This window comes from Mucilaginibacter sp. P25 (genome assembly GCF_050859465.1).
In the GTDB taxonomy this organism is placed as follows: domain Bacteria; phylum Bacteroidota; class Bacteroidia; order Sphingobacteriales; family Sphingobacteriaceae; genus Mucilaginibacter; species Mucilaginibacter gossypii.
In genome coordinates this window covers 3,846,000-3,859,497 of record NZ_CP193937.1, presented here as the reverse complement: position 1 = coordinate 3,859,497, position 13,498 = coordinate 3,846,000, and the positions used below count along the sequence as shown (strand labels likewise).

Below are 13,498 nucleotides of genomic sequence, written 5' to 3'. Positions count from 1 at the left end.
TTGGGTGCTTAAATGCACACCATGAAATTAAAATTTATCGACATTGGTTTACTGTCGATTTTAGCACTCAGCGCATCGGCGCAAAAAGGGAAACTCAATCCAAACGATACTTCATCAAACTACAACCCGTCGGCGGCTTTCTCGCCTATGTTTTATACCGAAAAAGGTAACGATTTCCATTCGGCTAATGGCGCACCCGGTCCAAGGTATTGGCAAAACCGGGCAGACTATAATCTGAAAGTTGCCCTGGATACCGTTAAGAAAACAATCAGCGGTACGGTGGTGATCAACTATACCAATAACAGCCCGGATGCATTGCCTTACCTTTGGCTGCAGCTTGATCAAAATACTTATAAACAGGATGCCCGCTCTAACTTCTTCACAGACCATACCCCCGGTGTAGATCAGCATACCAGCGGTTACCAGATAGAATCCGTTTCGGTTGATAATGGCGATGTAGTTAAACCCGTACCATTTGTAATTACAGATGCCCGCATGCAGGTACGCCTTGCACACCCGCTGCAAAAGGGGGCAATAAAACTGCGTATTAATTATCATTACACCATTCCCGGTGCCTTTGGAGGCCGTACTGATTATTGCGATACCAAAAATGGCAAGATCTACGAAATTGCACAGTGGTTTCCGCGCATGTGTGTTTATGACGACAGTCACGGCTGGGATACCCTACCATTTCTGGGCAGCGGTGAGTTTTATTTAGATTATGGCGATATAGATTATTCGGTAACCGTGCCATGGGATATGATCGTAGCGGGATCGGGCGAATTGCTTAACCCTAAAGAGGTATTGACGGCTAAACAAATAGTCCGCTTAGACCAAGCCCGCAACAGTGATAAAACCATCATGATCCGTGATTTGGCCGAGGTTAATGATCCTGCCAGTCGCCCGGTTAACAAGGGTACCCTCACCTGGCATTTCAAAATGCTCAACACCCGCGATGTTGCCTTTGGTGCATCAAAAGCTTACATATGGGATGCAGCAAGGGTTAACCTGCCTGGCGGTAAAAAATCATTAGCAATGAGCGTTTACCCGGCCGAAAGCTATGGCAACGATGCCTGGGGCCGGGCTACCGAATATCTCAAAAAATCAATTGAATACTTTTCGGAAAAGTGGTTTGTATATCCTTACCCGGTTGCTATTAACGAAGCTGGTATTGCCGGCGGCATGGAATACCCGGGTATTGTGTTTGACGACATCACCGATAAAGGCAGCGTGCTTTACTGGGTAACCGCGCATGAGATAGGCCATAACTGGTTCCCGATGATTGTGGGATCAAATGAGCGCCGCTATGGCTGGATGGATGAAGGCCTTAACACCTTTATCGATATATATGCTTCCGATGCCTTTAATAAAGGTGAATATGCCCCTAAACGCGATAGTGAATACGCTCCCGGCGGCGGCAACCCCGCCGATGAAATTATCCCATCATTGCTTGATCCGCAATCGCCAAGTATTATGACGGCTCCTGATGCCATCCCCGAAAAATACCGCCATCCGCTTACCTACTATAAGCCGGCATTTGGCCTGGTATTGCTGCGCGAGCAAATTTTAGGGAAAGACAGGTTTGACTACGCCTTTAAAAACTACATTAACCAGTGGGCTTACAAACACCCACAACCTGATGATTTTTTCCGTTCGATAGAGAATGGGGCGGGCGAAGACCTTTCCTGGTTTTGGAAGGGCTGGTTTTACAATAACTGGCTGGTTGATATAGCGCTTATCGACGCGAAATATGCAGGTAAAGATGCATCCAAAGGTATCACCATCAAAGCGGTAAACAAAGAGCAGTTGCCCATGCCGTTTACTGTTGAGGTAAAATTTAAAGACGGCGGCAAAAAACGCTTTTACCTGCCGGTTGAAACCTGGCTGCAATCCGGGCAAATCACTTATACACTGCCTACTAAACAGGAAGCTGAATCGGTAAGCATTGATCCCGACAACGCCCTGCCTGATCTTAACCGCGGCAATAACAGCCAAAAGGTTAAATAAAGCATATAATGCCAGGTGTTCAATTTTTAAAGTGGAACACCTGGCGTATTTTCTTAAATAAACAAATACTGATTATCAGATACTTGCATTTTACACAAAACACAAACTGAACACATATACATTGACAATCAGAATATTACAATTCCGCACCACAAAAAGTTGAACACCCGCTTTTTAAAAATTGAACACTTATCCAACGTCGCTCTGAAACCCCCATGTAACATATAGTCATCGTTACATTAACCGGCATTCGGTTGACAAAAGTCAATGGTGATGATTATTACGGGACATATTACCCCAATCAAACCTGAACAGTTTATTACCGGAAACAAAAATCCTCACTCCTAACAGGAATATTTTTAAATATTTATCGTTACCCGGTGATTAATTAGCTCTTACTGTAAGTTAACAGCCTGCTTATTGATTAAAAGCATAGTAGAAAATATTCCCCAAAATGTGTAAACAATAATCAATAATTAATTTCTCTAAATTTTCCATTTTTTCAATAAAAAACATCACAACCGATGCCATTGGCAACACAACCGCATATTTGAGTTGAAATTTGTACTTTAATCCGGTTTTATTGAACCAGCATCATTATTGATATTACTTGCCCGAAACCCTATTAAATTTGAAATCACAATTACGCTGCGTTTTATTTACCGGATATCTGCTATGCCTGATGAGCGCAGTTGCGGCCCAGGAAACCAGCGATAACCTTACCTACTATTACAATAACTTTGAAACTTCCTCTGCCGGTAATATAACATCATTAGGAGCAACCGGGGTTGGTAATGCCGCCCGCACAAGTTCGTCGGTTACCATAGATGCATCAACTACAAGTCCTTTAAACGGCTCGGTAAGCCTGCGATCCGCGGTACCTGCAACCAACGCCATAAGCGCTATCAGGTGGGATTTTGTCGGAAGCGGCACATCAGGGAGCGTAGATCTTACTCAGAATGATTTTGAGTGGAATTTCATTTATAAAAATAATAGTGCAACCGGCCCGGATGACCCCGATGCGATGGCTGTAGGTAATAATTCATGGCGCTATTGGCTTATTGCCAACGGGTATACAGCCAATACCATGCAGGGCATTTATATAACCCATACCGGTACAACACTCAGTTTAAGGTATAGGTATGACTCAAATACCGGGACGGGCCGTTACAATGAGCTGCTCAATGCCACCATGGCCAACGACCAGCAAACCTACATGATCAAAGTGCAACGGTTGAAAGACGGTCGTTGGGCAATATTTAAAGATGTTTTTGTAACCGGCATGACCACAGCCAAAACCCTTGTTGCTTCAAGTACAAGTACAACTGGTAGCGGGTTCAGCAGCTATTATTATTCCTATCTTGAATCAACATGTACTACTGCCGGCAGATTTCAATGGGATAATTTTGATATGTACACCCGTGTACTCCAATTTACCACAACAGACGCAAACGGAACGGCAAATAATGTTACACAGCCGCCTTACTACGCCGGCGAAAGCGTAATCCTTTACGGGTTAAAAATAATATCAAGAGGCAATTTCGTTATCAACCAATTGGTACTGAACACGTCAGGCTCCGGGTTCGAGGCATATTTCAATGGTTCAGGAAGTCTCTACCGTTCAGATGATTCCTATTACTCCACATCAACAGACGCACTGATAAGTTCAGTAACTTACACCGGCAACGCTATACAAGATTATAGTGTGGGCGACCTTATCTCAAGCTCGGGCAATACAGATGGATCTTACTCTGTCCCCGGTTATTATTTTTATACAGGTACAGTAAAAAGCCAGCTAAACTATGGCAGCAGCCCTACAGGCACTATTACCGTCACCAGTATTAACACCCTTACGGGGAATGGAAACAGCTCAGCCATTACTTATACAGGCCCATCCTCAAATGGTAATACTATAACTTTTGATGATGCCATTGACTGGACAGGCGCATATGACAGCAACTGGAATGATACCCGTAACTGGAGCCCAGCAACTATTCCTACTACAAGCTATGCGGCACGCATAGGCGTTGTTTCATTTTATAACCAGCCCACCGTTCAAAGCAGTGTGCCTAATGTTGCTTTCCTGATATTAGGCCCCTTAAAAAGTACAATGAGCGGAACCCCATCTATTATATTAACCATCAAAGATACCTACTCCCTTACGGTTACCGGCGCCATCACGCAAAATCACAACAGTAGTGCCGGCGGCGTGACAACAACCATTACCGGTACAGGTACTGGTACATTAAACTGTAGCTCATTTGTAGTTGGCGATAATACCACTCCTCCTACGCCTACAAGAAGCGTCAGCCCAACATCCAATACAACCATAATAAATACAACGGTTCCGGTATTCAATATCACCAATTCGTTAAGTTTAAACACTACCTCCTCGGCATTGGGAACCTATACATCAGGATTACAAAATTACTCTGTTAATAACGCCACGTTCCATCTAAATTCGGGAATATTAACAATAAGTAGTATAGCTACCACAAATTCAAGCTACGTAAACATGACCAGCGGGGGTCTTACTATTACCAATGCGGCCCTCGTTGATATGGATACTGGTACCGGGGCTACTACTTTAAACTTAACAGGCAATACCCCAATAAGTGCCGCTACAGGTGGCACTATCGATTTCACCACCGGCGGCAGCGGCACCGGACTCGTTAACTACGCAGCTACTTCGGGCACGCAAACTGTACACGCCACTAATGACAGCTTTATAGGTACAACCCCTCCAACTATGATAACCTCACCTTATCAGGGGCGGCAGCCAAAACTGTCGACGGCGGCGCGCTAACCGTAAGCGGAAACTGGATCACAAGCGGGGGTGCAATAGGCCTTAACACGAACAACCCTGTTATAACTGTTACAGGAACCTGGAGCAATTCGGCAAACGTAACCCAGGGTTCTGGCAATATTAGTATTACTGGCAACACTACTAACAGCGCTGTTATTACAGGCGGGGCGGGCACACTAACCTTAAATGGCGATTACACCAACACGGGTACGTTTACGGCAGGCACCGGAACAGTGTTTTTTAGTAAAGCAGGCGCTCAATCTCTTACAGACAACAGCACCAACGGCACAAAATTTAATAATGTTACTGTTAATGGCAGCGGTATAAAAACCATGTCGGGCGCCGGTAAATTCGCGGTATCATCCTCGGGTATACTTACTATGGGCGGTACAGCTACCCTTGCTGCCGGCGGTGTTTTAACGTTAAACTCCGATGCAACAGGCTCAGCCACTGTAGATGCTATTCCTTCCGGCACAGCAATTACAGGCAATGTAAACGTACAGCGTTTTATAAGCGGCGGCAATTCATATAACCGGGGGTACAGGTTACTTTCATCACCCGTTAATACAGGTTCATCAGCCAAGGTAATCAGTATAAATTATCTTAAAAACTCATCATGGATAACCGGCACTACAGGCACAACGGGCGGCTTTGATAAATCGGGCAATCCCACAATTTATTGCTTCAGGGAAAACATAGCCTCGTCGCAAGCGTCTTTTACAGCCGGTAATTTCAGGGGCATCAACAATATCAACTCCCCGCCAACTTATATTTTTGATACCGACGGTTCACATACCATACCTGTCGGAAACGGCTTCCTTTTCTTTTTCAGGGGAGACAGGACAGCCGCCGATCTTGCAACTTCAACAACCGCAAGCTATGTACCCACCAACACCACTTTAACAACAACAGGTACATTAAACACAGGTGACATTACAGTAACCAACTGGTACAGCGGCACAACCAGCCTCTTGTTCAGCAATACTACAGGCAGCCAGGTTAACGGATATAACCTGGTTGGAAATCCTTACGCAGCCACCATCAATTGGGAAAAATTTAACCGCAGGGGCACAACAACAACCGTTTCCGCCACATCCTCAATTTACGGGGCCGGTTTCCCCTCAGAGGTATCTTCGGCTGCAACCCTATCTGCTCCGGGCAAAATATGGGTTTACAATCCAAAAACAAAGCAGTATGCCAGCTACATGCAAAAGGCCACTGCTATATCTACAGCAGATACGACTACCAATATTAACCCCGGTATTTCGAGCGATGGCTATGCAAGTAATATGATAGCCAGCGGGCAGGCGTTTTTTATACAGGCTACCTCAGCTTCGCAATCATTAACTTTCAGGGAATCGGCGAAGTCAACAACGCAACCAACGGCATCAAATCTGATAGCCTTATTAAGTGCCCCTGCTGATAAGGGGTTACAGAAACTGGCGGCCACAGCTGCCGACATGGACATATTGAAGGCTGCCGAAGCACAATTAGCAGCATCACAACAAACTTCATCATCATTGGCCGAACCGATATTAAGGCTGCAAATGATAAAGGACTCCATTAATACCGATGATATTGTTATTGCATTTAATAACGACGCGAGTACAGCGTTTGAAAATAGTAAAGATGCGGAAGACCTGGGCACCAATGGTGCACAGATAGCCTTGTCGGCCCTGTCAAGCGATAGCGTTAAAACCGTTATCCATCACCGGCCTTTCCCCAAAAAGCAACAGGAGATCATTCCCCTAACGTCTGACGCTACCTCATCCGGGCCTTATCAATTAAAACTAAGAGCACTTAGCAACGTACCTGCCATTTATGAAATATGGCTTAAGGATAACTTTACTAAAGATTCGTTGGATCTTAAACACAACAACATTTACAGCTACAATATTGATAAAAGTACCCCGGCTACTTTTGGTAAAAAACGTTTTCAGCTGATATTGCGCCAATCACCTGCATTGGGCTTGCGGCTGCTTGATTTTAATGCCGTAAAAGCAACCGGCGGGGCTAAAACAACCTGGATTGTTGAAAATGAGGCAAACTACACCACATTTACGCTGCAAAGAAGCACAGATAACGGCAAAACCTGGGAAAACCTGGATGTGATAAAATCGAACGGTTTGGGAACTTACTCTTATACTGACCCTAACCCGGCAAAAGGCTTAAATAATTACCGTGTTCAGTTAACTGATTTAAACAATGATATCAGCCTGTCAAAAGAGCTGCCATTAATGTATGCCAATACAAAAAATAACATAAGCAATAGCCTGCTTACGATATATCCAAACCCTGTAACAGAAACATTAAACCTAACCATAGGGCAAACCAACGCTTCAGCAAACTATAATATTCAGTTAACCAACAGCAGTGGTGTGATACTGAAGGCAGTAAATATCACACAGCTTTACTGGAAAAACAACGTAACCGGTTTAGTGCCGGGAACATATATTATAAGGGTTACCGATAATAAAACCAAACAGTTGATTGGCACCGGTAAATTTTTAAAACAATAACAAGCGATTTGCGCATATGAAAAAAAGTTCTTTTTAACCGCCCTTGTTTTTGCGGCTGCCACCCTAAGCTGTTTTGCCCAGTTAGATAATCCCTGTGATAATGCCGATGGCGACGCTAACTGCCCGCTTGATGGCTGGGTTATTGTTTTAGCTGTAGCCGTCCTTATTTTTACTGTAACCCATTTATACCGCAAACAAAAATCCCTCCAGGCTTAGCGCCCGAAGGGATTTTTGCATTAGTTCAATAATTGATCAGCAAATTTCTTATGCTTTTTTCATTGGCACCTGGTCTTGCTGTACCTGGTTAAGCTGTAGTTGTTCAATAATGCCGTTAACTACTTTGGGCAGTTCCTTTACAGTTTTTTGCGGGTTGTGCAGTTCGCCAACACCAAAACCACGCCATACCAGTTTGCGCGATTTGGTATCCATAATGTCAATAATCAGGGTACCTTCTTTGTAAGGCACGCGGGCATAACCGCCGCCGCCATAACCGTAACCATAAGGATATCCCCAACCCCAACCGCCATAGCCATAAAACGGACGATAGCCCCAGCCACCTCCCCAACCCCAGCCAAATCCTAAACCGAAGCCCGGGTAACCGCCATAGTAATAAGGATAAAACTCAGTTTTCATTCCCCTGCCGGTAACTGTGGTATAGCTTACCAACAGATCGGGGTTATTTTCCTGAAATTTTAACCCCTTGTTTTCCAATGCCGAAATAGCCGCGTCCTTAACCTTTTCATCAGCCACTTCCTTTTTTACAACTGCGCCGGCTTTATTGGTCATGGTTGCAGGAGGTAGCCAGGCAAATGTACGGTAAGCGGATAAATCTGTTTTGTTTCGGGCTGCGGTGTAATAGTTGTAACTGCTGCATGCAGACAAGGCAGCCACCAGCAGTAACACCAGCCCTGTATTAATAGTTTTTTTCATGACAAATTACTCCCTTTATTTAATACGTTAGACTATGCAGGAAACAAAGGTTTAAATTAAATAATTATTTATTTAATTGTACCGGAAAAAACACGCTTTATCAAAATTGACGATGTTTAGCGAAACTGTAACGACGAATAAAATGGTTTGCGAAAGGCACAAGTAATCCCCGCACAGGCAGCCGCACAATACTTGCGCCTGTATGTGGTGTGTGAGTTGCAATACCAGGAAATCTATTTGCTTAAGCTGCGCAATTGCGCATAAACCTTTTGGGTAGGTAAGCCGACAACGTTGGTATATGAGCCTTCAATCCGTTCGATGCCTATCAGGCCTATCAGCTCCTGGATGCCGTATGATCCGGCCTTATCAAGCGGCTGGTACTTATCTACATAATTACTGATCTCGGCATCAGAAAGCTTGCGGAAGAGCACTTCGGTAAGATCATAAAAATTGTTATAACGCCCTTTATATAACAAACATACACCGGTAATAACCTGGTGTACACGGCCCGATAGCATTTGCAGCATTTCGATAGCATGTGCGCGGGTTTCGGGTTTACCCAGTATCAGGCCATCAATACAAACTATAGTATCGGCAGTAAGCACAACCTCATCTCCTACCGTTCTCGTCAAATGCTTCTGCTTTTTTACGGGCTATATGTAGGGCAACCTCTGTTGGGGTAAGCCCATCGGGGAAAGACTCATCAACCTCTTTAAGCACAACCCTGAAATCAATATCCATAAGCCGGAGCAACTCCTGCCGTCTTGGCGATTTTGATGCGAGAATTACGGGTGGGATGATGTTCATATTTTTAGTTCATGGTTGATGGTTCATAGATCATGGTAGCTGCATTGATTAGTTCGTAGCAAATGGTTCATAGATCATAGTAGCAACAAAACTATTGATAACCATGATCTGCCGAGTTTATTCCATGAACCATGATCTGTAGATTATCGACTATGGGCTATGGGCTATGGACTATGGACCAAACCCTACCAGCTATACGCCTGTTTGCTCATCCATTTATCCTGAACCTTAAGCACTTTTTCAATGATATCGCGGGCACAGCCTTTGCCTCCGCCGTAGGGCGATACGTAGGCGCTAACTGCTTTGATCTCTTCAACAGCATCGGCAGGGCAAACAGGCAGGCCTGCAAGCTTCATCACTTCCAGGTCGGGAATATCATCGCCCATGTATAAAACGTTGGTGGCGATTATGCTTTTTTCTTCCAGGTAAATCTTGAACCTTTGCGATTTGGTATGTGTGCCCATATACACGTCCTGGATGCCAAGGCTGTTTAACCTGTACATGGCACTTTTTGAGCGGCTGCCCGATATGGCGCAAACATTATAACCGCATTTAACAGCTAACTGTAGCGCGTAGCCATCTTTAATATTAAAGGCGCGGCTTTGTTCGCCAGCTTCCGTTACAAAAACAGACCCGTCGGTCAAAACGCCATCCACATCAAAAATGAGGGTAGTAATATCTTTTAATTTATTCAGGAATGATTCCATGGTTATGATTACACCGATTTTGTTTCGTGATCCCACCGATTTGTTGAGGTGATTTCACCGATTTTTTGATTACAGAATGTTTGCTTTGTGCTAAACTGCTAATCGCAAATTTAAAACTGCAAACCGCCGGCTCAAAACTGCCAACTGAATTATTGATTATCCCGCCACTCGTATACCCAGGCCGATTGGATCTGCTCCAGGTGGCCTTCGTTTGATTCGGCACGGGTACCGGCAAAATTAGGCAGGCTCAATACCCATTCCAGCAGTTCGGTAAAACGGATGCGGTATATTCTTGATTCGTCAAAATCGTCACCAAACTTTTCATAAAGTTCAATGGCAATATCTTCATAATCATTCCAGTGAATTGGTAAGGCAAATTTATTATCGCTCATTTTTGTTGATTTTACGTACTACCCGGGGGTTGCGCTAATACGTTGTAAATTATACGTTTTATTTATTGTTTAAACGGATTGATGCAAATATTAGTGGCCTAAAAACTGCGACTGATCCGGCAGGGTAACTTCAATGTCGCCATCAACAATCACACACTGGCAACCCAGGCGCGAATTAATGCGCGGGTTAACAGCCCTGTCAATAAAATCCTCTTCTTTATCGGATATCTCCTGGATATTATCCATCCCCTTGTTTACATAAACATGGCATGTGCTGCATCCGCAAACACCACCGCAATTGTGCTGTAGTTCAATGCCATTCTCCAGGCATACGTCTAATACAGATTCTCCTTCGGCTATAGGTAACTCAACGCTTTCGTGCCCTTTTTCCTCGAAATTGATCTTTATTTTATAAATGTTCATTTAAGCAAAAGTAACAAAATTACTCGGGTGCGGTAACCCCTTTGTTGTTTTTGATAATACCCTGACTTAACAAACTGTAAATATCCTGTAACATAGGCATCTCGCTTAACATCTGCATGTGAGTGGCCATAGTGCCCTCATCATTGCGTACTGCAGGGCCGGTTTGTACATTGCGTGGTTCCTGTTCAAGCACTTTTTGGGCAGTTTCCAGGATCAGGGGGCGCAGCATGTTAAACTCCATTTGATTTTGCGCAAGCAGGTCTTGGGCAACCCCGTACAAATAATTGGGGAAATTACAGGCAAATACCGCGGCGAGGTGCAATATTTTGCGCCGGGCGGAGTTAACGCTATATACATTATTACTGATGGTAAATGCCAGCTGCTTTAAATCAGCAAGTATACCGTCGTCAGCACCTTCAAGACAGAGCGGGACAGATCTGAAATCAACCTCTCTTATTTTGCTAAACGTTTGCAAGGGATAAAATACACCGGCCTTTGGGGTAAAAGCCAGCAAACTGTTCAAATCGGTTGAGCCCGATGTATTTACTATTAACTTTTTATGGGCCGACAACGCTTTAACAACAGTCGTTATAGCATCGTCCTTAACCGAAACAACAAACAATCCCGTATCAGGATTAATATTGTCAAGGTTATCTATCGCTTCGGCGCTAACATGGTAGGCCAATAAAGCGGCATGCTGTATATCGCGGCTGTATACCTGCACAATACGGTGGCCTGCATTTTTAAACGCTGCTGCCATATGGGTTGCTACGTTGCCGGAGCCTATTATGGTAATGTTCATATATTCTTTACAATAGATATAATTATTTAACTAACTGTAGTATAAATATTTCTGTATTTTAGAAACCAACATCTAATACCGCATGAAAATACTTAAAGTAAGCATTATAATTGTGATATTTCTTGTCGGGGCCGCGTCATTAATACTATACGGCTTCTATAGATATAACAATAAAGAAACCAAAACCTTAACCGATACCAGCCGCAAAAATGTTCCCGGCAACTTCATCAAATTAAGTCAGGGCGTAACCCATTACCAGCTCGAAGGCCCTGATAGTGCCCAGGTTGTTATACTTGTCCACGGCTTTAGCGTACCCTATTATATCTGGGACCCAACGTACGATTTTTTGATAAAAAAAGGATACCGGGTATTACGCTATGATATGTTTGGCCGTGGTTATTCAGACAGGCCCAATGTGCCCTATAACCAGGAGCTTTACAATACGCAGCTGCTCGATCTCATTAATCAACTTAAATTAAACGGGAAAATAAATTTAGCAGGCGTATCATTCGGTGGCGCAGTGATAACCAATTTTACCTGCAGTCACCCCGGTATGGTTAACAAACTAATACTTGTTGACCCGGTATATGAACAAAAAAAGCCGGTAGCTCCGCAATATTTCACACTCTACAACGAAGCTGTGAACTCCGACGAAAGAGCAAAAGGACAAACAACCGATTTTCTTTATCCGAGAAACCACCCCGAATGGGTAAACCGCTACCTGCCGCAAATGGAGTATAAGGGGTTTAGAAACGCGCTGGTTTCAACCCTGTACAATTACAATCAAAATGGTCGCGAAAGCAATACCTGCCTCAACAGTGCAGGCAAAAGCGTATTACTGATATGGGGCAAAGCTGATAAAACCCTACCCCTACGTTTTAGTGATTCCATCCGTAGTGTATTGAAGACCGACTTTTTCCCTGTTGATGGCGCAGCACATTTACCCATGATTGAAAAGGCCGACACCGTAAATGCTAAAATCCTTTCGTTTTTGAAGGGGTAATAAACTATATGGCCGACGAATTTAATGTATGGGAACAAGGTAACTCTATCGCTAAGGATAAATACCTGGATAATATAAGCTATAACGACGAAGGTCTCACGATCACTTTAAAAAGTATAAACGAAAATGACCCTATTTTAAAAGTCACGTTTAAAACTCATTTCTCATTCAGAAACACAAATGAATCATTCAGAATCAATTCCATTTACAATGATAAATTTCAAAACGGAATAAATTATTCTACAGATACTCAATATTTAAGATGGATTAAAGAGGAAACACACAGCATTTACAATGAAGCGGGACTTGTCCATTATCTTATCTGTAGTAATGATGATATTACAGATGTTATCAGCAGCTCCGCGCCGGTTTTAACCTTAGTATACTCCACCTAAGCTTTTTCCGCCCAATCAATCTCATCAGCAAGCGTTGCCCTGCTAAACTCAATATGTGCTACCCTACGCTTTTTGTTATTGGTGGTTCGGCTTGAGGCGTGCATGAGCAACGGCCGCATGATCATGATACTACCGGCCTGTACATTGCAGCTTACTTCAGTTTCTTGCTGCCAGTCGATGTTTTCGGGGCGATAAATTTCTTTAAGGTGTGAACCGGGCAATACTTTCAATGCACCATTATTTTCATTGGTGTCATCCAGATGAATGCGGACAGTGAAATTATCCTGCAAAACATAAAGCGGAGGCTGCACAGCAAACTGATTTTGCTTAGCCGTCCAGGGGCCGTAACCCGCTATATCAATTTTCCTATCCACCGAGATGGTCAAATCCTGGTGCCAGGCTACAAACCAGTTGGACGATCCCGGTTTATCAAAATAGATGGATTTTACAACAAAGTAGCCATCGCCAAAAACATTGGAGATAACGTTTTTTAACCTGTCATTCAATAAAAGAGGGGAAACATCCGGAACAGCCTTTAAAAATTGCCTTATGGCAAATACATCATCAGTTTGCCGGAACAACGGCCCCGACCTGTCGGCCGATTCGATAATGTTAATAATGGCATTAATTTCGGCACTGGTATAAATATCATCAATAACGGTGAACCCGTCATGATCAATATTATACCGGTGCCCGGTTAAATCCAT

The 13,498-nt window shown here is 43.7% G+C and carries 13 protein-coding genes; 5 read left to right on the top strand and 8 right to left on the bottom strand.

All coding sequences use genetic code 11. The annotated features are described in order from the left end of the window. The first annotated feature begins 21 nt into the window (after positions 1-21). The 3 genes from ACRQ5D_RS19575 (at position 22) to ACRQ5D_RS19565 (ending at position 7,332) form a co-directional block, all read left to right on the top strand. Positions 22-2,007: a M1 family metallopeptidase gene (locus ACRQ5D_RS19575; RefSeq protein ID WP_256337486.1), complete on the top strand. Its 1,986-nt coding sequence runs from the start codon at positions 22-24 to the stop codon at positions 2,005-2,007. 682 nt (positions 2,008-2,689) lie between these two features. After that, positions 2,690-4,813, top strand: coding sequence for a hypothetical protein (locus tag ACRQ5D_RS19570; protein WP_432326313.1), 2,124 nt, complete (start codon positions 2,690-2,692; stop codon positions 4,811-4,813). 233 nt (positions 4,814-5,046) lie between these two features. Beyond that, complete coding sequence (locus tag ACRQ5D_RS19565; protein ID WP_432326312.1) at positions 5,047-7,332, top strand: T9SS type A sorting domain-containing protein; 2,286 nt, start codon at positions 5,047-5,049, stop codon at positions 7,330-7,332. A 264-nt stretch (positions 7,333-7,596) separates the two neighbouring features. On the opposite strand, the gene ACRQ5D_RS19560 is transcribed toward ACRQ5D_RS19565, so the two are convergent. From ACRQ5D_RS19560 to ACRQ5D_RS19530, 7 genes are all read right to left on the bottom strand, one after another. After that, positions 7,597-8,262 carry a DUF4136 domain-containing protein gene (locus ACRQ5D_RS19560; RefSeq protein WP_091171439.1) on the bottom strand — a complete coding sequence of 222 codons (666 nt, stop codon included), beginning with the start codon at positions 8,260-8,262 and terminating at the stop codon, positions 7,597-7,599. Between the two features lie 233 nt (positions 8,263-8,495). Beyond that, positions 8,496-8,894 (bottom strand): Maf family protein, encoded by a 399-nt coding sequence (locus ACRQ5D_RS19555; RefSeq protein WP_432326310.1) that lies wholly within the window; start codon positions 8,892-8,894, stop codon positions 8,496-8,498. Next, positions 8,872-9,069 carry a Maf family protein gene (locus ACRQ5D_RS19550; protein ID WP_432326308.1) on the bottom strand — a complete coding sequence of 66 codons (198 nt, stop codon included), beginning with the start codon at positions 9,067-9,069 and terminating at the stop codon, positions 8,872-8,874. The genes ACRQ5D_RS19555 and ACRQ5D_RS19550 overlap by 23 nt, the downstream gene beginning before the upstream one ends. Before the next feature lie 185 nt (positions 9,070-9,254). Then, a complete protein-coding gene (locus tag ACRQ5D_RS19545; protein ID WP_090524424.1) occupies positions 9,255-9,776 on the bottom strand; it encodes a KdsC family phosphatase in 522 nt (173 codons plus the stop codon). Between the two features lie 149 nt (positions 9,777-9,925). Beyond that, positions 9,926-10,168: a Fe-S cluster assembly protein IscX gene (gene iscX / locus ACRQ5D_RS19540; RefSeq protein ID WP_091171429.1), complete on the bottom strand. Its 243-nt coding sequence runs from the start codon at positions 10,166-10,168 to the stop codon at positions 9,926-9,928. Between the two features lie 90 nt (positions 10,169-10,258). Further along, the gene (locus ACRQ5D_RS19535) at positions 10,259-10,591 is read right to left on the bottom strand and encodes a 2Fe-2S iron-sulfur cluster-binding protein (RefSeq protein ID WP_090524420.1); all 333 of its coding nucleotides are present in this window, start codon (positions 10,589-10,591) and stop codon (positions 10,259-10,261) included. Positions 10,592-10,610: 19 nt separating this feature from the next. Continuing rightward, positions 10,611-11,393 (bottom strand): Rossmann-like and DUF2520 domain-containing protein, encoded by a 783-nt coding sequence (locus tag ACRQ5D_RS19530; protein ID WP_091171426.1) that lies wholly within the window; start codon positions 11,391-11,393, stop codon positions 10,611-10,613. 82 nt (positions 11,394-11,475) lie between these two features. Between ACRQ5D_RS19530 and ACRQ5D_RS19525 the strand changes: the two genes are divergently transcribed. Both ACRQ5D_RS19525 and ACRQ5D_RS19520 read left to right on the top strand, forming a co-directional pair. Continuing rightward, on the top strand, positions 11,476-12,396 hold the full coding sequence (locus ACRQ5D_RS19525; RefSeq protein ID WP_091171422.1) for an alpha/beta fold hydrolase: 921 nt from the start codon (positions 11,476-11,478) through the stop codon (positions 12,394-12,396). An 8-nt stretch (positions 12,397-12,404) separates the two neighbouring features. Next, a complete protein-coding gene (locus tag ACRQ5D_RS19520; RefSeq protein ID WP_091171420.1) occupies positions 12,405-12,791 on the top strand; it encodes a hypothetical protein in 387 nt (128 codons plus the stop codon). Here the strand turns inward: ACRQ5D_RS19520 and ACRQ5D_RS19515 are convergent. Next, a complete protein-coding gene (locus ACRQ5D_RS19515) occupies positions 12,788-13,498 on the bottom strand; it encodes a phytanoyl-CoA dioxygenase family protein (RefSeq protein WP_091171418.1) in 711 nt (236 codons plus the stop codon). The genes ACRQ5D_RS19520 and ACRQ5D_RS19515 overlap by 4 nt on opposite strands.

Bases quoted from the DNA above. Each gene is read 5' to 3' on its own strand.
- ACRQ5D_RS19575 (WP_256337486.1), top strand. From the start codon at position 22: ATGAAATTAAAATTTATCGACATTGGTTTACTGTCGATTTTAGCACTC.
- ACRQ5D_RS19535 (WP_090524420.1), bottom strand. From the start codon at position 10,591: ATGAACATTTATAAAATAAAGATCAATTTCGAGGAAAAAGGGCACGAA.
- ACRQ5D_RS19530 (WP_091171426.1), bottom strand. From the start codon at position 11,393: ATGAACATTACCATAATAGGCTCCGGCAACGTAGCAACCCATATGGCA.
- ACRQ5D_RS19515 (WP_091171418.1), bottom strand. From the start codon at position 13,498: ATGGATTTAACCGGGCACCGGTATAATATTGATCATGACGGGTTCACC.
- ACRQ5D_RS19545 (WP_090524424.1), bottom strand. From the start codon at position 9,776: ATGGAATCATTCCTGAATAAATTAAAAGATATTACTACCCTCATTTTT.
- ACRQ5D_RS19560 (WP_091171439.1), bottom strand. From the start codon at position 8,262: ATGAAAAAAACTATTAATACAGGGCTGGTGTTACTGCTGGTGGCTGCC.
- ACRQ5D_RS19550 (WP_432326308.1), bottom strand. From the start codon at position 9,069: ATGAACATCATCCCACCCGTAATTCTCGCATCAAAATCGCCAAGACGG.
- ACRQ5D_RS19525 (WP_091171422.1), top strand. From the start codon at position 11,476: ATGAAAATACTTAAAGTAAGCATTATAATTGTGATATTTCTTGTCGGG.
- ACRQ5D_RS19520 (WP_091171420.1), top strand. From the start codon at position 12,405: ATGGCCGACGAATTTAATGTATGGGAACAAGGTAACTCTATCGCTAAG.
- iscX (WP_091171429.1), bottom strand. From the start codon at position 10,168: ATGAGCGATAATAAATTTGCCTTACCAATTCACTGGAATGATTATGAA.
- ACRQ5D_RS19570 (WP_432326313.1), top strand. From the start codon at position 2,690: ATGAGCGCAGTTGCGGCCCAGGAAACCAGCGATAACCTTACCTACTAT.